This window comes from Streptococcus sp. 27098_8_75, from assembly GCF_041432475.1.
GTDB lineage: Bacteria > Bacillota > Bacilli > Lactobacillales > Streptococcaceae > Streptococcus > Streptococcus gordonii.
Map to the genome: position 1 here is coordinate 188905 of NZ_JAPVZR010000005.1, position 22122 is coordinate 211026.

Here is a 22122-nt window from a genome sequence, read left to right on the forward strand (position 1 = left end):
GTTAAATGAGAATTGCAATCGGATGTGACCACATCGTAACAAATGAAAAAATGGCTGTTTCAGATTTTTTGAAATCAAAAGGCTACGAAGTTCTTGATTTTGGTACTTATGACCATACAAGGACACACTATCCAATCTTTGGTAAAAAAGTAGGGGAAGCAGTTGTTAGTGGACAAGCTGATCTTGGGGTATGTATCTGTGGTACTGGTGTTGGTATCAACAACGCTGTTAATAAAGTTCCAGGTGTACGCTCTGCCTTGGTACGTGATATGACTTCAGCTCTCTATGCTAAAGAAGAACTTAATGCCAACGTCATTGGTTTTGGTGGAAAAATTACTGGTGAGCTCCTTATGTGTGACATCATAGAAGCTTTCATTCATGCGGAGTACAAGCCGACTGAAGAAAATAAAAAATTGATTGCGAAAATTGAGCATGTTGAAACTCACAACGCTCATCAGGCAGATGATAATTTCTTTACAGAATTTCTTGAAAAATGGGATCGTGGAGAGTACCACGACTAGTGAGGTAGCCAGATGATTCTTACAGTAACCATGAATCCTTCTATCGATATTTCCTATCCCTTAGAAGAATTGAAAATAGATACTGTTAATCGTGTTGCAGAAGTCAGTAAAACAGCAGGCGGAAAGGGTCTCAACGTAACCAGGGTCTTGGGAGAAATTGGAGACAATGTTGCTGCGACGGGCCTGATTGGTGGGACTAATGGAGAGTTCTTATTACAAAACCTTCATCCTAATGTTAGACAATGCTTTTATAACATTTCGGGAGATACGAGAAACTGTATTGCTATCTTACACGAAGGTAAGCAAACAGAAATCCTGGAAGCCGGTCCGACTATTACAGCGGATGAGGCAAATGGTTTTTTACATCATTTTAAATCATTAATGGAATCAGCTGAGGTAGTTAGTATCTCGGGAAGTCTACCAGCCGGTTTACCAGTTGAATATTATATTCAATTGGTTGAAATGGCTAATCAAGCTGGCAATAAGGTGGTGCTGGATTGCTCCGGAGCAGCTCTGGAAGCTGTACTCAAATCAGATGTGAAACCAACTGCCATCAAACCTAATAACGAAGAACTTTCTCAGTTGTTGGGTCGCGAGGTTTCAAAAGATTTGGATGAGTTAAAAGCTGTCCTTTCAGAACCGCTATTTGAAGGAATCGAGTGGATCATCGTATCACTCGGTGCAGATGGAGCTTTTGCTAAGCACTGGGATACTTTCTATAAAGTAGATATTCCTAAAATCCAAGTAGTCAATCCAGTTGGCTCTGGAGACTCAACTGTTGCAGGGATCTCTTCAGCCTTGAGTCATCAAGAAGATGATGTCTCTCTGCTCAAAAAAGCAAATGTTCTGGGCATGCTCAATGCCCAAGAAAAAATGACTGGTCATGTCAACGTTGAAAACTACGATGGCCTATACAATCAAATCACAGTAAAAGAGGTATAAAGAATGGTATTAACAGAACAAAAACGCAAGTACATGGAAAAACTTTCTGATGAGAATGGCATCATTTCTGCTTTGGCATTTGACCAACGCGGTGCTTTGAAACGCCTTATGGCTCAACACCAGGAAGCAGAACCAACAGTAGCTCAAATGGAAGAACTGAAAGTTTTGGTCGCAGAAGAGCTAACTCCTTATGCCTCATCTATGTTGCTGGATCCTGAGTATGGACTGCCTGCTACTAAGGCTTTGGACAAGAATGCTGGCTTGCTATTGGCCTATGAAAAGACAGGCTATGATACTTCAAGCACCAAGCGCCTGCCAGACTGTCTGGATGTTTGGTCTGCAAAACGCATCAAAGAACAAGGTGCGGATGCAGTGAAATTCCTTCTTTACTATGACGTAGACAGCTCCGAAGAACTTAACCAACAAAAGCAGGCTTATATCGAGCGTGTGGGTTCTGAGTGTGTGGCAGAAGATATTCCATTCTTCCTTGAAATCTTGGCTTACGATGAAAAGATTGCGGATGCTTCCAGCGCTGAGTATGCTAAAGTCAAGCCTCATAAGGTTATCGGAGCTATGAAGGTCTTCTCAGACCCACGTTTCAATATTGATGTCTTGAAAGTGGAAGTTCCAGTCAATGTTAAATATGTTGAAGGCTTTGGCGATGGTGAAGTGGTGTATTCTAAAGAACAAGCAGCTGCCTTCTTCAAGGAACAAGATGAGGCAACCAACCTTCCATACATTTACTTGAGCGCAGGTGTATCTGCGAAACTTTTCCAAGAAACACTTGTGTTCGCTCATGAGTCAGGTGCAAACTTCAACGGAGTTCTTTGCGGACGTGCGACTTGGGCTGGCAGTGTCAAAGACTACATTGAGCAAGGTGAAGAAGCAGCTCGCAAGTGGCTTCGTACAACAGGATTCGAAAATATTGACGAACTCAACAAAGTTCTTCAAAAAACAGCTACCTCTTGGAAAGAAAGAGCCTAAAATTTGTTAAAAAATAAATAAAGTAAGGGTTTACATTCTGAGACTGATATGCTATAATGAAGTCAGAAATTGAATAGGGTGAGCGTTACTAAGCTAGATTAGGCGTGACCGCAAATAAATTGAGGGAAGATATAGCCTTAGTTTGTTTGTGGTCTTTTTGTTTTGCCAGAACCCTAGAAAATGAAGAGGAGGAGATATGTATCGAATCATACATCCTATGAACAACAATGTTGCTCTAGCCAAACATGAAAATGGTGAAGAGGTTGTTCTGATTGGCAGTGGCATAGCTTTTAATAAAAAGAAGGGTGATATCGTTCTTGAAAGTAAGATTGAGAAAATCTTTCGCCTAAGAACGGAAGAGTCTAAAGAAAACTTTGTGGCCTTGCTCAAAGATGTTCCGCTGGACTTTATCACAGTGACTTATGATGTGATTGATACCCTTTCTAAGAAGTATGATTATCCTGTACAGGAGTATATCTATGTCACGCTGACGGATCACATCTACTGTTCTTATCAGGCTGTGCAGCAGGGCAGATACAAGGAGAGTGACCTGCCGGATGCTTCGGATAAATACCCTGTTCCTTATCAGATTGCTCAGGAAGCCTTAGCGATATACCGCGAGAGGTTGTTGGATAATTTACCTAGCGACGAGGTCAATCGCATTGCTTATCACTTTATCAATGCTGAAGGGGAGACCAATCTAGAGGGGCAAAGCCACTTAGGCAGACGAAAAGATATTCTGGCTGCTGTTGAGGCAGAGCTGAAGAAAAATGGTATTAAAAGAAGTGCAGAAAACAGCAACTTTTATGACCGTTTTATGATTCACCTGAACTACTTTTTGGACTATCTGGACAGAAGCCGTGATGACAATGTTTCCCTGCTGGAAATGGAAAGTCAGATTCAAATGACATACCCTCAAGCCTATCAGGTCGGAAGTGATATTTACCAAATCATTGCCCAGAAGACGGGAATTGATCTCTACCGCAGCGAACGGGTCTACCTGGTGTTGCATATTCAACGTCTTTTATAAATAGAAAACAATAATAACATTTTACATAAGAATACAAGGAGGATCTCTCATGAATAGAGAAGAAGTAACATTGCTCGGTTTTGAAATTGTGGCCTACGCTGGTGACGCTCGCTCCAAGCTCCTGGAAGCATTGAAAGCTGCAGAGGCTGGGGATTTTGCTAAGGCAGATGCCTTAGTAGAAGAAGCCAATGGCTGCATCGCTGAAGCTCACCACGCTCAGACCAGTCTCTTGACAAAAGAAGCTGCTGGTGAGGACTTGGCTTACAGTGTAACCATGATGCACGGCCAAGATCACTTAATGACTACCATCTTGCTAAAAGACATGATGCACCATTTGATTGAACTATACAAAAGAGGAGTAAAATAATGAACAAACTCATCGGACTTATTGAGAAAGGGAAGCCTTTCTTTGAGAAGATTTCTCGGAATATCTATCTCCGAGCTATTCGGGATGGCTTTATCGCTGGTATGCCAGTCATCCTCTTCTCATCTATCTTTATCTTGATTGCCTATGTGCCAAATGCATGGGGCTTCCATTGGTCTAAGGACATTGAAACTTTCCTAATGACCCCCTATAGCTATTCGATGGGGATTCTGGCTTTCTTTGTGGGTGGGACCACTGCAAAGGCTTTGACAGACTCTGTCAACCGCGGCCTGCCTGCGACAAACCAGATTAACTTCTTGTCTACTATGCTGGCATCTATGGTCGGCTTCCTCCTCATGGCAGCTGAGCCTGCCAAGGAAGGTGGCTTCCTGACTGCCTTCATGGGAACCAAAGGTCTTTTGACAGCTTTCATCGCAGCCTTTGTTACGGTTAATGTCTACAAGGTTTGTGTGAAAAATAATGTCACTATTCGCATGCCAGAAGAAGTTCCACCAAATATCTCGCAAGTATTTAAAGACTTGATTCCATTTACTGTCTCAGTCGTTTTGCTCTATGGTTTGGAACTGCTTGTTAAAGCAAGTCTGGGAGTAACCGTTGCGGAATCCATCGGAACGCTTCTTGCTCCGCTCTTCTCAGCGGCAGATGGCTATCTGGGAATTACTCTTATCTTTGGTGCTTATGCTTTCTTCTGGTTCGTGGGAATTCACGGTCTGTCTATCGTTGAGCCTGCCATTGCTGCCATTACTTATGCTAATATCGATGCCAACTTGGCTTTGGCACAAGCTGGTCAACATGCGGATAAGGTCATTACTTCTGGTACTCAAATGTTCATCGTTACCATGGGTGGTACTGGTGCGACCTTGATTGTTCCATTCCTCTTTATGTGGATCTGTAAGTCAGAGCGTAACCGTGCAATTGGGCGGGCATCTGTTGTCCCAACCTTCTTTGGTGTCAATGAGCCCATTCTCTTTGGTGCTCCAATTGTACTGAATCCGATTTTCTTTATTCCATTTATCTTTGCTCCTATCGCAAACGTATGGATTTTCAAATTCTTTGTTGATGCGTTAAACATGAACTCCTTCTCAGCAAACCTTCCTTGGGTGACACCTGGACCTCTGGGAATCGTGCTGGGCACCAACTTCCAGCTTCTGTCCTTTGTTCTTGCAGTCCTTCTTGTCGTAGTAGATGTGATTATTTACTATCCATTTGTCAAGGTTTATGACGAACAAATCCTAGAAGAAGAACGTTCTGGTAAAGCCAACGATGCTCTCAAAGAAAAAGTAGCAGCTAACTTTAACACTGCTAAAGCAGATGCTATCCTTGAAAAAGCAGGAGTGGATGAAGAAGCTCCAGCGCAAAACAATATTAGCGAAGAAACCAATGTTCTGGTGCTTTGTGCAGGCGGTGGTACTAGCGGATTGCTGGCCAACGCTTTGAATAAAGCAGCAGCTGAATACAATGTTCCTGTCAAAGCAGCAGCGGGTGGCTATGGTGCTCACCGTGAAATGCTGCCTGAGTTTGACCTGGTTATCCTGGCTCCTCAAGTTGCTTCAAACTTTGAAGACATGAAGGCAGAAACTGATAAATTGGGTATCAAGCTAGCTAAGACTGAAGGTGCCCAATACATCAAATTAACCCGTGATGGCAAAGGAGCACTGGCCTTCGTGCAGGAGCAATTTAACAACTAAATCTGTTTATTTGAGATGAAGCAACTTGATAAGCATGTCATCAAGCTTGATTTCATCTCAAATACTATTGAAAGGAAAATAAGATGACAAAAAGCTTACCTAAAGATTTTATTTTCGGTGGTGCAACAGCGGCCTATCAAGCTGAGGGAGCAACCCACACAGATGGAAAAGGACCTGTTGCCTGGGATAAGTACCTGGAGGATAACTACTGGTATACGGCAGAACCTGCCAGCGACTTTTACCACAAATACCCTGTGGATCTGAAATTGGCTGAAGAGTATGGCGTCAATGGTATTCGGATTTCCATTGCCTGGTCACGGATTTTCCCGACGGGCTATGGCGAGGTCAATCCAAAAGGTGTGGAATTTTACCATAATCTTTTCGCAGAATGCCACAAGCGTCATGTAGAACCTTTTGTGACCCTTCACCACTTTGATACACCAGAGGCTCTTCATTCAAATGGCGATTTCCTCAATCGGGAAAATATTGAGCACTTTGTGGACTATGCAGCTTTCTGTTTTGAAGAATTTCCAGAAGTTCGCTATTGGACAACTTTCAATGAAATTGGCCCAATTGGTGATGGTCAGTACTTAGTTGGAAAATTCCCCCCAGGTATTCAGTATGACTTGGCCAAGGTTTTCCAATCTCATCACAACATGATGGTCTCTCATGCCCGTGCCGTTAAGCTCTATAAGGACAAGGGATACAAGGGTGAAATCGGTGTCGTTCATGCACTTCCTACAAAATATCCTTACGATCCAGAAAATCCAGCAGATGTCAGAGCAGCAGAGTTGGAAGATATTATCCATAACAAGTTTATCCTAGATGCGACTTATCTGGGGCACTATTCAGATGTAACTCTAGCAGGAGTAAATCATATCCTTAAGGTCAATGGTGGTCAGCTGGATCTACGAGATGAAGACTTTGCGGCTTTAGAAGCAGCTAAAGACCTCAATGACTTCCTCGGCATCAACTACTATATGAGTGATTGGATGCGCGACTTTGACGGTGAAACAGAAATTATCCATAACGGAAAAGGCGAAAAGGGAAGCTCCAAGTACCAGATTAAGGGTGTAGGGCGCAGAGAATCTCCAACCCATATTCCGAAAACTGATTGGGATTGGATTATCTATCCGCAAGGTCTTTATGATCAGATCATGCGGATTAAGAAAGATTATCCAAACTACAAGAAAATCTATATCACGGAAAATGGTCTGGGTTATAAAGATGAATTTGTGGACAATACAGTTTACGACGATGCTCGGATTGACTATGTTAAGCAGCATCTGGAAGTTTTATCCGATGCGATTGCGGACGGGGCTAATGTCAAGGGCTACTTTATCTGGTCTCTGATGGATGTCTTTTCTTGGTCTAACGGTTATGAAAAACGCTACGGCTTATTCTACGTAGACTTCGAAACACAGGAACGCTATCCGAAGAAATCCGCTCACTGGTATAAGAAACTGGCTGAAACACAAATGATTGAATAGAAAGTAAAGCCGTTAGAGTTGAACTCTTTCGGCTTTTCGAAAAGAGGGAAGCCATGCTTGAAAAAAACAAAGAGTTTACTAAAAGCAGTATCAGGTTCTCTATATAAAAAAGTTTATATTATTAATTTTGAACGATGTTCTCAAGCACCTCGGATTAAAAAAACGGAACTTATTTTTATTGGAGATTGGTTCGTATCAGAAGGTTTAGAAGGGATTTGCTATTCTAAGTTGACTATTGATAGTTTTGAGTACATGTTTCTAAGTTTAGTTGAGGAATCTGACAGAAGTTTGGTTAGTTTTGATATAGATATAATACCCTATGAAAAGGATAAATAGTAAAAAGAGAGGTAAAAATATGGTACTAGAGTTATCAAATGATTTTCTAAAAGTTCAATTTAAGGAAAAGGGTGGAGAATTATCTTCTATAAAAGATAAGGATGGCGTGGAATATTTATGGCAGGGAAATCCTGAATATTGGGGAGGACAGGCTCCTGTCTTGTTTCCTAACTGTGGTAGTGTCCCTGATGATGCTCCTCTCTTTATTATGGGAGATGAAGGAGTTATAGAAGGCCATCTTCCTCGTCATGGTTTAGTTAGAAAGAAAGATTTTGAGCATAAGATAATAAATGACAATCAAATTATGTTTTCAATTGAAAGTAATTCGGAAATGTTAAAACAATATCCTTATCCTTTTCGTTTAAGTATATTTTATACTTTAGATAAATCTAAGATTGAAGTAGAATACTTAGTTGAGAACTTAGGATTAAATCAAGATATGCCTTATTTCATAGGCGCGCACCCGGGTTTTAATTGTCCCTTATTTGAAAATGAACGGTATGAAGATTATTATCTCGAGTTTGAAAACGAAGAAAATTGTAGTATTCCAGCATCATATCCCGAGACGGGATTACTTGACATAAAAAGCCGTTCGCCTTTTTTAAATAAAGAAAAAGTATTAGCTTTAGATTATGATCTATTTTCAAAGGATGCAATTACTTTGGATAAGCTGGTTTCTCGTTCGGTAACATTAAAGTCTAAAAATCATAATAAAGCAGTAAAAATTGATTTCCAAGATTTTCCATTTTTAATTTTGTGGTCTACTGCGAATAAAGGGCCGTTTATTGCAATTGAACCATGGGGCGGCTTATCTACATCAAAAGAAGAATCTGTATTTTTTAATTACAAGGAAAATGTAACTTTTATTGAGCCTGAAATGTCTGATTATAAAACTTATTCCATTGAGATAACAGAAATTTAAACGAATAATGGATAAAAAGTACTTGCTTTATTAGATTAGTAGGTAAAAAATCTGTAAAGGTATCGTTGGGAGGGGGATTGTTATATCGTTTCAAAAGTTACTCCAAGACACTATTTATAATGTATTGTTTACCAAGATAAGCTAGTATATTTATGAATGTAGAGAATCATTGGATGTATCAACGTATTTGATTTGAAAATAAAAATATATTGGGTTGGATAATTTTGCTATTAAAAGCATAGCTGTAAGCAATAAAGATGAGGATTTCATTGTTTCGGATTTACTTGTTATAGGTTATTTAGAGATTGCTGGATATTCTAAATATGTCGTAGACCTCCCAATCTGTATCTTGATTCAGCTCCATCCATTACTAGACAATAAAACATCAGGAGCAACAATAAGGTTGCTCCTGATGTTTTATACTCTTTATTTAAACTTAAAGCCTTCATAGACTAGATCTGCTTTAGGATTGGTCTTTTTAAATTCGCTGGCTAGTTTATCCATCATCTTGACAGGTCCGCACATGAAGACGGTGGTTTGGTTGCCCAGAGGATAATTCTTGAAGTCCAAATAGCCAGAGAACTTACTATCAACCAAATGAAGGTTAAACTGCGGATTCTTAGCCGCGTAGTCTTTGAGTAGGTCTAGGTAAACAGCGTTTTCTGCTCCAGTATAAGCATAGTAGAAGCTGACTGGACGATTCGGATTAGGATTTTCACGGATATAGGAAATGAAGGGCGTAATGCCAATCCCACCAGCAATCCAGATTTGTTTTTCCTGCCCTTGGTCAAGAATCATGTGACCATAAGCTCGGTCAATGGTGACCTTGGTTCCCTCTTGGATCTTGTCATAAATTTTTTTAGTGTGATCGCCAGAGTTCTTAATAGTAAAGTAGACGATATTGTCATGACCACCAGAGATAGAGAAAGGATGTGGCACTTTTTCAAATCCTTCTTGGAAAATCTTGACGAAGGCAAACTGACCGTACTGATAGTCTAGCTTTTGACTGAGTTGGATCTTCAACTCCACGGTATCGTGATTCAGTCGCTTGACCTGAAGAATTTTTCCCAGATGGCGAAAGGCCAAACTTTGATAGAGGAAGATGATGTAAAAGCCAGAAGCTAAACCTATGATCGCGTAGAATCCGACTACGAAGCCCAGCAAGGTCGGCGTTAGGAGTCGAGCTCCCATTAGCATATAAGCGTGGAAGAGACCAAAGATATAGGCCAAATAAACAAAGCGGTGAATCCAGCGCCAAGCCTCATATTTGATGTGCTTGCCAAGATAGGCCACCAGTACAATACTTATAAAAAGATAGATACCAACATTACCAAGCTGGGCTGCCAGATGAGAGCCCCAGAGACTACCACCCATGGCAACATTGTGGAGAGCAAGCAGAACGACGGAAAAGATAGCTGTAAACTTATGATAAGCGTACATCTTTTCAATGCCATGGAACCATTTTTCCAATAGGGCGTTCCGAGTCGCAAGTAAAAAGGTCAGCGAAAGAGTAGTCAAGGCCAGACCGGGTACGATAAAGTTTGTCATTCCAGCTGAAGCCCAAGCATAGATGGTCAAGAGTATGCTGACAGCAATAAGGGCAAGTCCTTTGATAGATTTCATAGTTTGTGTCCTTTCTATAAATATCACTAATTAGTTGTAATGTATTTGGTTACATTTTAACAAAGAAAAAACAAGCTGTCAAGGACAAGCTTGTTTCGTTTTTGGGATGGATAGGTCAAGTCTAATATTAGATAAGATAGAGAGCACTTTTGCGATGTTACTCTTAAACATCTGAGGTGGTGTCTTCCGTTTTGTCAGTATCAGACTGGCCGAAAGGAAGCTGCTTACTCCAGCGTGATAGATTTTCTCGGATATCTTTTCCAATTTCAGAAAGGTTAGGTAGACTAATATCATCCTTCCAACTTTGGACTCTCATATCTACTAAAAGACTAGTGAGTCGTGTCAGCATTTCTCTTTCCTCATCCGATAATGCGTTGGCGTTTTTAAAAATCTCTAAAACTTTTCTAACGTTTGAGATTTTAGAGAAATCATCGATAGAAGTGATACCGGCATCTAGTACAAGTCCGAAGAACAAATCAAAGAAATCTTTTAATTCTTCATCAGATGTACTTCTTACCCAATTCTTCAATGTTTTATCCGTCTGAAGACTATCTGGATTTAAGCTGTCTAGGAGGACAAAACTGTCTCCCTCAATCTGCCATGAAAAAGTATCGTGTTGTGCTAGACCTCCTAGGGCAGTGCTTTTGACGATTGCCATCTGTTTAGGAATTTCTAACATCATGCCCACAATAGAACCTTGCGGAATGTAGTGTTGAATTTTATTGGCAATTGCCTTATAACCATCGCTTTCAATGATGGCCTTGTTAAGGCCAGGAGCATCATAACTATAGATCTTTTTAATACGTTCCTGCAAGAGAGGATTAACTTGACTAGCAGCATAAGCAGCCAAGTTCCCTCCCTTGGAGTGCCCAGTCAAGATGAAGTCCCCATCGAGTTCTCTGAGAACCTCTTTTAAGTATTTTTTAGCATTTTTTTGGGCTGGAACCCGATCCATATAGGTCATATGGAAGTCTTCTTTCCAACCAATGATCGAGTCATCGGTTCCTCTGTAGGCTAGGACGTAGGTGGCAGGTTTAGACTGAATACAGTATACTAAGGCAGCAAATTGTTTTTCAATCTCCAAGTCGATGTCATTTATAAAGCCCATTAGTTTAATATTCTTAAAACGTTTAGTTTGGGAGGCTTTTTCAAGTAGTTTAAGACGATTGCGGGTATGCATCATAGATTGTTCTTGAGGGTAATTTTCAGCAATGTCCTGTAGTCGCTTGCTTTTATCTAGATCCAGGTCGCTAGTGACAAGTCCGTCAAAAGAAAGGTAGGCTAATTCTGTTAGGATAAGTAGGTCAAGTTCATTAAAGGGACGGTCATAGATACTATCATACTGCGTATCTTCTAGGTACTTAAAAATATTTTCCATTTGTCTATCTCCTAGGAATCGATATCTAGATAGTATATCATAAGCTAGTACGGTTTGCTGGAAGGAGACAAAAAAAGAACAGAGGACAAAAGCTTAACTTTTGAGCCATCTGCTCTTTTTTTATTAGTAGGCTTTACCAATCACTAATGCGTAGATGAAGAAGAAAGCAAAACCAAAGAGGAAAATAAGACCGAGGATAGAGAGTGCTTTCAACCATTTTGCTAGGTTTTTATTTTCACCAGTAACTAGAAGGTAGTTCAATAGGGCAAAGAATGGGGTAGTTAAGAAGGAAGCAATCATAGCAAATCGTAGCATAGGTGCGACACTTCCTTGGAAGAAATAAATGATGATACCACCGATGATAGAAGTAGCAGTCATCCAAACATTCAGCTCTTTTTGTGAGATTTCTTTTTTCTTGAAAAGAAGGCGAAGAGACTCAGCATTGACGCGAGAGTAGCCATCGATGACTGTGATTACAGTTCCAAATATACAAAGAAAAGCGATAAAGGTAATCAAGAAGCGTGACCAATCCCCAAGAACAGAAGCATACATTCCAACGAATTGTTGGATGTAGGCTGCTCCAGCTGCTTGGACTTCCTGCCCAGTTGGGTATTGGATTAAAGCGCCCAGGGCGACGAAGAAAACGGCTAAAATAGCAGTTCCGATGAAACCAACGTTGAAGTCAAAGAGACCATCCTTGATAGAAATATCAACTGTTTTTCCTTTTTCAGCAGTCCAGAGGGAATTGATGGCAGAGATTTCAATTGGAGCCGGCATCCAACCCATAAGAGAGACGATAAATGGTAAAGCAGTCATTTGCCAAGGAGTTTTTTCAACAAAATCTGCCCCGTATTCAGGATGCTCAATGATTGCAACAATGACAGCTAGGACTGTAGCAAGAGTCAAAGCAGACATAATCCATTTGGCCAGTCCGTCAAGGAATTTGTAGCCTCCAAAGAGAAGCATAGCCCAAATGATAACGATCAAAATTAGGGACCATTGGGTGATACTTAGGCCTAGAGCATTAGGAAAGGCGCTTGCTACGATAGCAGCACACAAAATCCCAACCGCAGCAGTATTGACTAAGGCAGAGAAAACATTGAGGATAAAGAAAATACCCAAGTAGACCTTTCCTTTTTCAGCGTAGCCTTCTACCAAGTTTTTTCCTGTTTCTAGCGTATACTCAGCACCAAACCGGAAAAATGGATACTTAAAAAGGTTGGTAAGAATGACGAGCAAGAGAAGGGACCAGCCGTACATGGCACCTGCTTGAGCAGATGAAACGATATGAGAGCCACCAACAGCAGCAGAAGCCATAAGGATCCCTGGCCCTAAGGCTTTTATTTTTGACTGCCAGGTAGATGTTTGAGTTTGTTCAATCATAATAATCTCCTTTTCGTACAAAGAATGAATTTTCAGATAATTCCGAATGTTCTGTTATTCTATCAATTTATAAAGAAAATGTCAACAAATTTTCGGAAAATACTTGAAATTTCATGAAAATCATCTGATTTTTGTCCCATCAAGAGAACTTCTGTGAATTGCTAAAGAATTTGGTATAATAGCTATAAATAATTTTGAGCGAGGCGAAAATGCATAAGATTATGTTAGTAGAGGATGATCCAGTCATCCGTCAAATGATTAAAAAGATGTTGGAACAATGGGGCTATCAAGTTTTTGCGGTTGAAGATTTTATGGAGGTTTTAACACTTTTTGTTAAGGAGGAACCTCAGCTGGTTTTGATGGACATTGGCTTGCCCCTCTTTAATGGCTACCATTGGTGTCAGGAGATTCGTAAGATTTCAACGGTTCCCATCATGTTTTTGTCCTCACGGGACCAGGCTATGGATATCGTCATGGCTATCAATATGGGTGGTGATGACTACGTGACTAAGCCTTTTGATAACAATGTTTTTCTGGCTAAGGTTCAAGGACTGTTGCGCCGCTCTTATGAGTTTGGTACAGATCAAAATCTCCTAGAACACCGAGGCGTGATTTTAAATCTCAAGTCTATGGACTTGATGTATAATGGTCAGGTCATTACTCTGACTAAGAATGAATTCCAGATTTTACGTGTTTTATTTGAGCGAGCAGGCAGTATAGTTGAGCGGGAAGATTTGATGAAAGAGCTATGGAACAGCGATTTCTTTATCGATGATAATACCCTATCTGTCAATGTTGCTAGGCTCCGGAAAAAACTGGAAGAAACAGGTCTCAAGAACTTTATTGAGACGAAAAAAGGAATTGGATACGGTCTGACAAATGGACACACGGAATAAGTTTTTCTTTATCAAATATTATATTTACTCAAGACGCTATTTTTTATTGCAGTTCTTGCTGTTTTTTGGTTTGCTTCTATTTTTCAGTTTTATATTTGAAGATAGTCAGGTAGTTCTTCAGTATATTTTTACTCTTTTACTGGTTTTGGGGATTCTGACTCTTTCTATAGACAGCTTGATAGCCTATAAGAACTATCACAATCAGTTACTTTATGGACAAGAACAGGCTCAAACAGCTGTAGAAGCTCTGATATTTGATAAGATCCAAAAAATGGAAGCTGAAAAAAAGAGTCAATCAGTCCTAGAACGAGAGCGTTACAATGACTTGATGGACTACTATACCCTCTGGGCCCACCAGATTAAGACACCAATCGCAGCTGGATCTTTGCTGGTGCAGGACTTGACAGACCCAGATGCCAAGAAGCAACTGGGTCAAGAGTTTTTCAAAATCGAATCTTATGTCAACCTAGTCCTTCAATATTTGCGATTGGAAAGTTTCCATGACGACCTCGTCTTGAAGAAGGAAAATCTGGAGGATTTGGCCAAGGAAGTAGTCAAAAAATATGCTCTTTTCTTTATCCAGAAAGGTTTGACACTGAACTTACACGATTTAGATCGAACCATTGTGACAGACAAAAAATGGTTTATGATTATCTTGGAGCAGGTCCTGTCTAATAGTCTCAAGTATACCAAGGAAGGTGGAATTGAAATCTTCTGCCAAGATGACGTTCTCTACCTGAAAGATACTGGTTTGGGGATTAAGGACAGTGACATTATGCGTGTCTTTGAAAGAGGTTTTTCAGGCTATAATGGTCGCCTGACTCATCAATCATCTGGATTAGGACTTTATTTATCAAAAAAAATATCCGATCAACTGGGTAATTCCTTGTTATTAGAATCCCAAGTCGGTCAAGGCACTACAGTAAAAATCGGACTAGCAGAAAAACGCTTGGCGATTGATTGAGTATAATCCCTAGTAGAAAGTTCTAACTGAAAGGTAAGTGAAAATGTGAAGTCAATCATTAATTTAGGAATATGGAACAATAAAAAATACCATTTTGATTGGGAAAATAAGATCCTAATGGAGGAGACTTCTACTCCTAGTAACTGGTATTACATCTGGGTCCCCATCACTTTATTCCTTATAGATAAAATTTCTGCTCTGATCACTCAAATTGGTTTATTGGAAAATATGTGGACCAGAGTATTTTTGGTCGTTTTCCTGAGTCTACCAGCTTATTTTTCAGCAAAGTTAATAATTGACTATTATCATTCTAGTCTAAAATTAAAAAGATCAGAGTTAGAAGGTGCTCAAAAAGAAGCATTTATTAAGGGATTAAAAAGACGAAAAGTTTTTTTGCAACTTATACTATCTTTTTTCATCATCACAACTCCATTTTCCGTAGCTTTATTTATTATAGAGAAAGAAGTCAAGGCAGTGATCTTTTGCTTCCTCTGTCTATTAGTAATCTTCATGTTCAGATTTGACTATCAATTTAGAAAATGGCCAGCGATCATGCAGTTACTTGTGGAAGAAAAGAAGGTCAGGGAGAGAAACATTTCATAAGAGAAAGAACTGGGGGAGTGGTAGTATGAATCAAATAAAAGGAAATGGGTTTATTATAACTGAAGAAAATGGTTGTTATACAATGTCCTGGATGACAGGAGGGCATCAAGAAAGAGAAGTTACTTATCCAGTTAGTAAAGAATTAGTAGACAAGGCTTTGAGATCCGAACAAGATGCTTATGAGGTGGAACTATTCTTAGAAACTGGAGAATGGGTGACTAAGGAAAGTAAGGAAATAGCTAGACAAAATTATTTTAGATCAACACCCACTCGTATTTTAGTAAATCCGTCGTCAGTGAAACGGTTGTTTTCTAATCAAGAATTTGGAGAATTGTTAAACAAAGCCATCTTTTCAGAATTAAATCCAACTGAACTTGATTCAATTGGTACAGTTGAGAATCATTTGGAACTTCTTCTAGTAGACCCTCTCGAGTGGCAGGAAGAGATAGAAGCAGTCCATTTGGAAATTCTGCAAGAAAAAATGAATAATTACATTTACTTCCTCGAAAGCAAGCAGTATGTGGCACGGTATGGTGATAAGTTTGACAAAAAAGTCATCCATATCACATTCCAGTATTCCCCATCTGATAATGGTCTAGCCTTTCTAGCGGCAGTTCAGAAAGTGTTACAACCTACAGATATGAGCTTGAAGGTAGAATTGCCGGAGTAAAAAAGAGAGCGAGGAGTATAGACTGGCGAGTCCAAGGCATACTTTCTCTCGAGAAAGCAGAAATTTTCCTCCACATCATAACTTTCACCTAACCTTACAAATTTGTAAGGTTTTTCTTTTGAATTGAAAGGTTATGTTATGGCAGGTGTTCTTTAATTTTTATAAGATAAGACTATAAAAGAAAAAGGAGAAGGAAAATGAGAAAAGGTAATGGTCTCAATGGCTTTCAAATAAAACTAATCATGGCACTTTTAATGGTTTTGGATCACGTTGATAAGATTCCTGGCTTGCTACCAGCTGGATGGGATGGTATTTTTCATGCAGTGACCCGCTGTGTAGGAGTTTGGTTTGCCTTTGCGGCAGTAGAGGGTTTTATTCACACGCGCAACCGCATTACATATAATCTTCGTCTCTTTTTCTGGGCGGGGCTTATGTTCTTTGGAAATGTCATTTTAAATTTTCTTTTACAGTCAAAAGAAATACACAACTCCAATAATATCTTTTTAACACTAGCTTGTGGCGTTTTGAGTTTGGGGATTTTCTTTGGATTTTCTAAAGAGAAACTTGAACTTAATGGGCGTGATAAATGGATCCGTTATGGCTTAGGCGCAGTAGTCTTTCTAGTAGCTGCTTTCTTGACGGAAGGTGGCATGGTCATGATCCCCTTTATGCTTATCACCTATGGGTGCAGAAAGAACAAAGTTTTACGTAATCTACTTTACCTTGCTCTAGCTTTTCTGTTGTTTGTCATGAGTATCGAAGTTTATCCAAGCTTGTCAGAAACCCTTTCGATGATGCTCTATAATTCGGACTGGCTCTTTATCACTGTCTTACCTTTTCTTTATCTCTACAATGGCGAGCGCGGTTATACCAGTAAGTGGAGCAAATATTTCTTCTACATTTTCTATCCAGTCCATCTGTGGCTGATTGCTTTGATAGCCTTTTGGGTAAAATAGGGCTCATTCTATCTTACAAAAGTGTAAGATTCCTTTCTGGATTGTAAGGTTAGGTTATGGAAAGCCGAGTGCAAATTCGGTAGAATAAGATTATCAAAAGAAAGAAGTGTTTAGAATGAAATTATTTAAAATAAGTCATAAGAAAGATAGGTCTTCCATTCGGCCAAGTCAAAAAGAAATCGAATGGACGAAATTCGGATGCCAAGCCAATCAGGCAGCTCAAGAAATGTACTTAGGATTTTAAAGGAGAAGTTATGAGTTTATTAGATGTACAACACGTAAAAAAGATTTACAAGACCCGTTTTCAGGGCAATCAAGTAGAAGCTCTGAAAGATATTCATTTTACAGTGGATGAGGGCGACTATGTGGCCATCATGGGAGAGTCAGGCTCAGGTAAGTCGACACTCCTCAATATTTTAGCCATGCTGGATAAGCCAACAGAAGGCCAAGTCTTTCTGAATGGGACTGATACAGCGACTATCAAAAATAGCCAAGCATCCAGCTTCCGCAGAGAAAAGCTAGGCTTTGTCTTTCAGGATTTTAACCTGCTGGATACCTTGTCTGTAAAAGACAATATCCTCTTGCCTTTAGTGCTTTCTCGACGTCCCATCACAGAGATGATGCAAAAATTGGTCAGCACTTGTACTGAATTAGGAATTAATCAGCTACAAGAAAAGTATCCATACGAGATTTCCGGTGGTCAGAAGCAGCGGGTCGCGGTTGCGCGTGCCATCATCACTGAGCCGGAGATTTTATTGGCAGATGAGCCAACAGGAGCACTGGATTCCAAGTCATCGGCTGCTCTTTTGGATGTTTTTGATGATATTAACGATCGGGGTCAGACCATTCTGATGGTGACCCACTCGACATCAGCTGCCAGCCGTGCTAAGCGGGTGCTCTTTATCAAGGACGGCATCCTTTACAATCAGATTTTCCGGGGCGATAAGACAGAACGCCAGATGTTCCAGGAGATTTCTGATACTTTGACTGTCATGGCAAGTGAGGTGGGTGATTATGTTCAAACTAACCAGTAAACTAGCTCTTTCAAATCTTGTTAAGAACCGCAGCCTTTATTATCCCTTTGTTCTGTCCACGATTGTAGCAACAGCGATACTCTATAGTTTTATTTCCTTGACTTATAGTAGTAATATGGAGACAACTTATGGTGGGACAGCGGCGCGTATGACCCTGCAGTTTGGGATTTGGGTTATTCAGATTGCGGTATTGATTCTTGTGACTTATGCTAATAGCTTTGTCATGAAAAATCGTTCCAAAGAGCTGGGAATTTATAGTATACTTGGTATGGAAAAAAGGCACCTACTCACTATGACCTTCATAGAGCTGTGTCTTTTATATACTGGGGTTGTCGGACTAGGGATTATCTGTGGAACTCTACTAGATAAGCTCCTTTATGCCCTGCTCTTGAAGTTTATGGGTATGCCTGTTGTATTGACCTCAACCTTCCAATGGTCTAACATTTGGTTGACTTTAGTCAGTCTGGGACTAGCTTTTGTTATCATTCTTTTTCTTAATTCTATGAGGCTTTTGCGCTATAGCTCGCTCCACCTGATGCGAGAAAAGAAAGCAGGAGAAAAGAAAGGGAAATTCCTAGGTTTGCAGACCCTTTTGGGAGTCATTCTCATGGGAGTTGCTTATTATATAGCCTTGACAGTTACAAAGCCTGTTGCGGCTATTGCCAATTTCTTTCTTGCGGTCCTCATGGTTGTTGTAGCGACCTATTTGCTCTTTAATGCTGGCTCAATTACACTTTTAAATTTTCTAAGAAAACGCAAAAGTTACTATTACAAGCCTCAGAACTTTATTTCAGTATCTAACTTGATTTCTCGGATGCGTAAAAATGCAGCTGGCCTGGCTACGATTTCCATCCTTTCAACCATGCTTCTGGTGACACTGGTAGGAACCATTAATATCTATGTTGGTGGCAAAGACTATATTGACACTCTCTATCCAAAAGACTATAATGTCACAGTATCCTTGCCAGATACAGTAGATAGAAATGAACCTCTACTAGAAAAAGTGAAGCAAATCGCTCAAGAGACTGGACTGAAAAATCCGACTTACTCCGACTATCTTTATCAAACGTCAATGCTTTCTAAGATATCAGGCAATGAAGTAACTGTTGGCGACCGTAACTTTATGCAAGCACCTCAATCTTTCAGCAAGGCGGTAGGTAGCTTTATGCTTATAAGCCGTCAGGATTATGAGAAGATGACAGGTGAAACATTAGACTTAGCTGATGGTGAAACACTTATCTATGGTAGAAACTTATCTTTAGATAAAAATAAACCCTTACGTATCAATGGTAAAGACTGGAAAATCAAGCAAATTGCCTCACAAGATTTTACTCATGGACACTTACCCAATGGGCATATCATGGTTGGGGGTGCTATGTTAAACATGGTTGTCAATGATATAAAAGAAGTCGGTTTGGACGCTTTGCATGAATATTATATTGGTATCTCTAGTAACACGAAGAGCAACCAGGAGTTTTCTGATAAAGTACAAAAAGCAGTAACAGAAGAAATGGACCGTCTGCAAGTCGGTGGTTATGCGGTAAGCTTTGATAGAGAAGTGGCAGAGCAAAATCAAAAACAGGTGACGGGAACTCTACTCTTTATAGGTCTGTTCCTCTCAGTTATTTTCTTGTTGGGGGCTGTTCTGGTGATCTACTACAAGCAGATTTCTGAAGGCTATGAAGATCGTGATGGATTTATCATCTTGCAAAAGGTTGGTCTTGATGAGAAGCAAACCAAACGCACCATACATAAGCAAATCGTAACAGTATTCTTCTTGCCACTTATTTTTGCTTTCTGTCATGTAGCTGCTGCTTTTCATATGCTTAGTTTGATCGTAGCGCTCTTAGGTGTGACCAATACGCCCCTATTAATTCAGACAACAATCATAACCTGTAGCATCTTTTTACTAGCTTATATTTTAGTGTTCTTATTAACTTCACGTAGCTATCGAAAGATTGTTACACGCTAGTCTATTATCCCTGACCTTTGGTCGGGGCTTTTTAATGTCTGGATTTTTACCTCTTGTCTCCCTCATTTTACCGCTTGTCCAAAAAGCTGAGATTTTTCAAAAAAGACTTGCTATCATAGTTTCAGAAGTTAAGGACAGGAGAAAATATCATGTTAGTAGAAACAAAAAATCTTAGCAAGATTTATGGCGATAAGGTGGCTGTTAATGGTCTCGATATTCAGATTGAGAGAGGCAGTTTTACAGCTATTCTAGGTCCTAATGGTGCAGGGAAATCCACAACCATTCAGATGCTGATAGGTCTCTTGAAGCCAACGTCCGGGCAGATTTGCTATGCTGAAAAGCTTAGACTGGGTGTGGTTTTCCAAAACAGTGTGTTGGACGCTCAGCTGACAGTTTTGGAAAATCTGACTATCAGAGCCAAGCAGTACAAGGAGATGCCGGCAGGTAGAATCGAACGCTTGGTCTCTCAGCTTGGCTTATCAGCCTTTGTCAAGCAACCGTATGGGACGCTGTCTGGTGGTCAAAAGCGTCGGGTGGACATTGCGCGAGCCTTGCTCAATAGTCCAGACCTGCTTTTCCTAGATGAGCCTACAACGGGGCTGGATATTCAGACTCGGGAGAGTATTTGGAGCCTACTCAAGCAAATTCAGAAAGAAGAGAAGATGACCATTGTCCTGACAACCCACTATCTCAATGAAGCTGATGATGCGGATAAGATTTATATCGTAGACCATGGTCAGGTCATCGCCCAGGGCTCCGCAGACCAGATTAAGGGAAACTACGCCCGCAATGTCTTACGGATTTTGAGCAAAGACTCAGTAGGTTTAGAGAAAAGCTTGCCAAGAGGCTGCGCTTGGGAGCAAGTCAAGGAAGGGGAATTTATCCTCCACCCTAAAACGACTCAAGAAGCTCTGACCTTATTGGCTCAGACTGGTCCCTATATCGAACAATTTGAATTCCAACCCGGAACCATGGACGATGCCTTTATGGCACTGACAGGAAGAGAGGTACGCTAATATGCTCGCTTTGATTAAACGCAATTTTTTACTTTATTTTCGCAACCGCAGTGGGGTAATTTTGTCCCTCTTCGGAGCCATTATTCCCTTTGTGCTTTATATTGTTTTTTTGAAAAGTAATTCTGGAGGCTATTCCAGCCAGCTGATGGACTTGTGGCTGATTGGCGGTGTGTTGGCAGTTACAGCATTAACAACCACATTGGCAGCTTTCTCACGGCAGGTCGAAGACCGGGAGCGGATGGTAACAGACGATCTTTTTATCACGGATTTAGGACCGTGGGGCTTGCAGCTTAGTTATCTTGTCAGCTCTATTATTATCGGCTTTTTGATGCAGGTCATTATGTTTACCTTTATGCTCAGCTATTTTATGCAGGCGGATAAAATTTCCTTTGAATGGGGGAATCTTTCTTACCTGGTGCTTCTGATGATCTTGAACAGCCTCTTGGCCACACTGATAAATGCTCTGATTGTTCAACGCTTCAAATCAGTGGATAGTCTAGGTAAATTAGCGACAGTAGTCGGAGCGACCTCTGGTTTTCTAGTGGGAACCTATATCCCTATTGGAAACTTGCCGAACATGGCACAAAACCTGATGAAGCTTACGCCTTCTAACTACATGGCATCTCTTTTCAGACAGCTTCTCATGAAGGAAAGTTTAGCAGACACTTTTGCCAATAACAGCCAGTCACGAGTAGCTTTTGAAAAAATAATGGGAATTCGCATTGAATGGCAGGAGCTCTTGACAAGGACAGAAACTTTCTATATAGTTGGAATAGTTTTAGTTGCAATAGCGCTTATTTGGATAGTGCAAAATATGATTGTCATCCGCCGGCTGAAACTACAATAGAATGTGAATAGGGAGCTTCCTCTTGCAAGCAAAATTTGAAACAGATCCAACCATTTCATCCAAGGATCCGCTGGTTGTGGTCAAGGCAGACCAGCTAGCGGCAGAAGCCAAGGCCATCTTAGATTATTTAGAGCAGTACAAGGCTGGGCCAAGTGGTGTCCTGCCTATCAAGTCGGACGATAAGCTTATCATGCTGAAGACTGAAGATATTATCCTAGCAGACATCAACCAGACAACTTTGATGATTTACAGCAGAGAAGGCATTTATCAGACGACAGAGACCTTGACTCGCTTTCAGCAGCGGATTAGCAGCTCGAACTTTATCCAGGTTTCCCGGCATGCTGTCATCAATATTGACCATTTGGAGTCTTTGTCTGATAGCTTTTCTGGCAATATGACGGCCAAGCTGACCAATCAAATCAAGACCGAAGTCAGCCGTCGCTATGTTAAACTCTTAATGGAATATCTGGGAATCTAGGAGG

22 protein-coding genes are annotated in these 22122 nt (G+C 40.4%); 19 read left to right on the plus strand and 3 right to left on the minus strand.

Annotated features, from left to right (window positions below):
* Positions 1 to 5 precede the first annotated feature (5 nt).
* The 9 genes from lacB to O3640_RS09500 all read left to right on the plus strand — a co-directional run bounded on the left by lacB (position 6) and on the right by O3640_RS09500 (position 8298).
* A complete protein-coding gene (gene lacB / locus O3640_RS09460; RefSeq protein WP_061583035.1) occupies positions 6 to 521 on the plus strand; it encodes a galactose-6-phosphate isomerase subunit LacB in 516 nt (171 codons plus the stop codon).
* Between the two features lie 12 nt (positions 522 to 533).
* Entirely contained in the window at positions 534 to 1463 is a 930-nt protein-coding gene (locus tag O3640_RS09465) for a tagatose-6-phosphate kinase (RefSeq protein ID WP_008809450.1), read from the plus strand.
* Positions 1464 to 1466: 3 nt separating this feature from the next.
* Positions 1467 to 2447 carry a tagatose-bisphosphate aldolase gene (gene lacD, locus O3640_RS09470; RefSeq protein WP_008809449.1) on the plus strand — a complete coding sequence of 327 codons (981 nt, stop codon included), beginning with the start codon at positions 1467 to 1469 and terminating at the stop codon, positions 2445 to 2447.
* A 196-nt stretch (positions 2448 to 2643) separates the two neighbouring features.
* Positions 2644 to 3477, plus strand: coding sequence for a PRD domain-containing protein (locus O3640_RS09475; RefSeq protein ID WP_008809448.1), 834 nt, complete (start codon positions 2644 to 2646; stop codon positions 3475 to 3477).
* Positions 3478 to 3526: 49 nt separating this feature from the next.
* Positions 3527 to 3844 carry a PTS lactose/cellobiose transporter subunit IIA gene (locus tag O3640_RS09480; protein WP_002894735.1) on the plus strand — a complete coding sequence of 106 codons (318 nt, stop codon included), beginning with the start codon at positions 3527 to 3529 and terminating at the stop codon, positions 3842 to 3844.
* Positions 3844 to 5550 (plus strand): lactose-specific PTS transporter subunit EIIC, encoded by a 1707-nt coding sequence (locus O3640_RS09485; RefSeq protein ID WP_371586846.1) that lies wholly within the window; start codon positions 3844 to 3846, stop codon positions 5548 to 5550. The genes O3640_RS09480 and O3640_RS09485 overlap by 1 nt, the downstream gene beginning before the upstream one ends.
* An 83-nt stretch (positions 5551 to 5633) precedes the next feature.
* Positions 5634 to 7040 (plus strand): 6-phospho-beta-galactosidase, encoded by a 1407-nt coding sequence (gene lacG, locus O3640_RS09490; protein ID WP_002899825.1) that lies wholly within the window; start codon positions 5634 to 5636, stop codon positions 7038 to 7040.
* 57 nt (positions 7041 to 7097) lie between these two features.
* Positions 7098 to 7376 (plus strand): DUF3884 family protein, encoded by a 279-nt coding sequence (locus tag O3640_RS09495; RefSeq protein ID WP_045635125.1) that lies wholly within the window; start codon positions 7098 to 7100, stop codon positions 7374 to 7376.
* Positions 7377 to 7395: 19 nt separating this feature from the next.
* On the plus strand, positions 7396 to 8298 hold the full coding sequence (locus tag O3640_RS09500) for an aldose 1-epimerase family protein (protein WP_060554320.1): 903 nt from the start codon (positions 7396 to 7398) through the stop codon (positions 8296 to 8298).
* Between the two features lie 426 nt (positions 8299 to 8724).
* Here the strand turns inward: O3640_RS09500 and O3640_RS09505 are convergent, their stop codons facing one another.
* The 3 genes from O3640_RS09505 to O3640_RS09515 all read right to left on the minus strand — a co-directional run bounded on the left by O3640_RS09505 (position 8725) and on the right by O3640_RS09515 (position 12682).
* Positions 8725 to 9921: a ferric reductase-like transmembrane domain-containing protein gene (locus O3640_RS09505; RefSeq protein WP_227955659.1), complete on the minus strand. Its 1197-nt coding sequence runs from the start codon at positions 9919 to 9921 to the stop codon at positions 8725 to 8727.
* A 163-nt stretch (positions 9922 to 10084) separates the two neighbouring features.
* Positions 10085 to 11299: a DUF2974 domain-containing protein gene (locus tag O3640_RS09510; RefSeq protein ID WP_227221417.1), complete on the minus strand. Its 1215-nt coding sequence runs from the start codon at positions 11297 to 11299 to the stop codon at positions 10085 to 10087.
* Positions 11300 to 11422: 123 nt separating this feature from the next.
* Positions 11423 to 12682 (minus strand): NRAMP family divalent metal transporter, encoded by a 1260-nt coding sequence (locus O3640_RS09515; RefSeq protein WP_227221416.1) that lies wholly within the window; start codon positions 12680 to 12682, stop codon positions 11423 to 11425.
* Positions 12683 to 12891: 209 nt separating this feature from the next.
* On the opposite strand from O3640_RS09515, the gene O3640_RS09520 reads away from it, so the two are divergent.
* From O3640_RS09520 to O3640_RS09565, 10 genes are all read left to right on the plus strand, one after another.
* Positions 12892 to 13578 (plus strand): response regulator transcription factor, encoded by a 687-nt coding sequence (locus tag O3640_RS09520; protein WP_045773178.1) that lies wholly within the window; start codon positions 12892 to 12894, stop codon positions 13576 to 13578.
* Positions 13562 to 14542: a sensor histidine kinase gene (locus O3640_RS09525; RefSeq protein WP_268723231.1), complete on the plus strand. Its 981-nt coding sequence runs from the start codon at positions 13562 to 13564 to the stop codon at positions 14540 to 14542. The genes O3640_RS09520 and O3640_RS09525 overlap by 17 nt, the downstream gene beginning before the upstream one ends.
* Before the next feature lie 45 nt (positions 14543 to 14587).
* Positions 14588 to 15145 (plus strand): hypothetical protein, encoded by a 558-nt coding sequence (locus tag O3640_RS09530; RefSeq protein WP_061596181.1) that lies wholly within the window; start codon positions 14588 to 14590, stop codon positions 15143 to 15145.
* Positions 15146 to 15170: 25 nt separating this feature from the next.
* Positions 15171 to 15815 carry a DUF6572 domain-containing protein gene (locus O3640_RS09535; RefSeq protein WP_061596179.1) on the plus strand — a complete coding sequence of 215 codons (645 nt, stop codon included), beginning with the start codon at positions 15171 to 15173 and terminating at the stop codon, positions 15813 to 15815.
* A 197-nt stretch (positions 15816 to 16012) separates the two neighbouring features.
* The gene (locus tag O3640_RS09540) at positions 16013 to 16771 is read left to right on the plus strand and encodes a TraX family protein (RefSeq protein WP_061596177.1); all 759 of its coding nucleotides are present in this window, start codon (positions 16013 to 16015) and stop codon (positions 16769 to 16771) included.
* A 254-nt stretch (positions 16772 to 17025) separates the two neighbouring features.
* A complete protein-coding gene (locus tag O3640_RS09545) occupies positions 17026 to 17805 on the plus strand; it encodes an ABC transporter ATP-binding protein (RefSeq protein WP_045773650.1) in 780 nt (259 codons plus the stop codon).
* Positions 17786 to 19777, plus strand: a complete 1992-nt coding sequence (locus tag O3640_RS09550) for an FtsX-like permease family protein (protein WP_223349853.1) — start codon at positions 17786 to 17788, stop codon at positions 19775 to 19777. Before O3640_RS09545 ends, O3640_RS09550 begins: the two co-directional genes overlap by 20 nt.
* A 149-nt stretch (positions 19778 to 19926) precedes the next feature.
* Entirely contained in the window at positions 19927 to 20793 is an 867-nt protein-coding gene (locus tag O3640_RS09555; RefSeq protein ID WP_223349854.1) for an ABC transporter ATP-binding protein, read from the plus strand.
* Between the two features lies 1 nt (position 20794).
* Positions 20795 to 21640, plus strand: a complete 846-nt coding sequence (locus O3640_RS09560) for an ABC transporter permease (protein ID WP_227955653.1) — start codon at positions 20795 to 20797, stop codon at positions 21638 to 21640.
* A gap of 22 nt (positions 21641 to 21662) precedes the next feature.
* Positions 21663 to 22118: a LytTR family DNA-binding domain-containing protein gene (locus O3640_RS09565; protein WP_002899836.1), complete on the plus strand. Its 456-nt coding sequence runs from the start codon at positions 21663 to 21665 to the stop codon at positions 22116 to 22118.
* The last annotated feature ends 4 nt before the right edge of the window (positions 22119 to 22122 follow it).

Coding starts and splice junctions, on each gene's coding strand:
- lacB (WP_061583035.1), top strand. CDS start 6: ATGAGAATTGCAATCGGATGTGACCACATCGTAACAAATGAAAAAATG.
- O3640_RS09465 (WP_008809450.1), top strand. CDS start 534: ATGATTCTTACAGTAACCATGAATCCTTCTATCGATATTTCCTATCCC.
- lacD (WP_008809449.1), top strand. CDS start 1,467: ATGGTATTAACAGAACAAAAACGCAAGTACATGGAAAAACTTTCTGAT.
- O3640_RS09475 (WP_008809448.1), top strand. CDS start 2,644: ATGTATCGAATCATACATCCTATGAACAACAATGTTGCTCTAGCCAAA.
- O3640_RS09480 (WP_002894735.1), top strand. CDS start 3,527: ATGAATAGAGAAGAAGTAACATTGCTCGGTTTTGAAATTGTGGCCTAC.
- O3640_RS09485 (WP_371586846.1), top strand. CDS start 3,844: ATGAACAAACTCATCGGACTTATTGAGAAAGGGAAGCCTTTCTTTGAG.
- lacG (WP_002899825.1), top strand. CDS start 5,634: ATGACAAAAAGCTTACCTAAAGATTTTATTTTCGGTGGTGCAACAGCG.
- O3640_RS09500 (WP_060554320.1), top strand. CDS start 7,396: ATGGTACTAGAGTTATCAAATGATTTTCTAAAAGTTCAATTTAAGGAA.
- O3640_RS09505 (WP_227955659.1), bottom strand. CDS start 9,921: ATGAAATCTATCAAAGGACTTGCCCTTATTGCTGTCAGCATACTCTTG.
- O3640_RS09510 (WP_227221417.1), bottom strand. CDS start 11,299: ATGGAAAATATTTTTAAGTACCTAGAAGATACGCAGTATGATAGTATC.
- O3640_RS09515 (WP_227221416.1), bottom strand. CDS start 12,682: ATGATTGAACAAACTCAAACATCTACCTGGCAGTCAAAAATAAAAGCC.
- O3640_RS09520 (WP_045773178.1), top strand. CDS start 12,892: ATGCATAAGATTATGTTAGTAGAGGATGATCCAGTCATCCGTCAAATG.
- O3640_RS09525 (WP_268723231.1), top strand. CDS start 13,562: ATGGACACACGGAATAAGTTTTTCTTTATCAAATATTATATTTACTCA.
- O3640_RS09535 (WP_061596179.1), top strand. CDS start 15,171: ATGAATCAAATAAAAGGAAATGGGTTTATTATAACTGAAGAAAATGGT.
- O3640_RS09540 (WP_061596177.1), top strand. CDS start 16,013: ATGAGAAAAGGTAATGGTCTCAATGGCTTTCAAATAAAACTAATCATG.
- O3640_RS09545 (WP_045773650.1), top strand. CDS start 17,026: ATGAGTTTATTAGATGTACAACACGTAAAAAAGATTTACAAGACCCGT.
- O3640_RS09550 (WP_223349853.1), top strand. CDS start 17,786: ATGTTCAAACTAACCAGTAAACTAGCTCTTTCAAATCTTGTTAAGAAC.
- O3640_RS09555 (WP_223349854.1), top strand. CDS start 19,927: ATGTTAGTAGAAACAAAAAATCTTAGCAAGATTTATGGCGATAAGGTG.
- O3640_RS09560 (WP_227955653.1), top strand. CDS start 20,795: ATGCTCGCTTTGATTAAACGCAATTTTTTACTTTATTTTCGCAACCGC.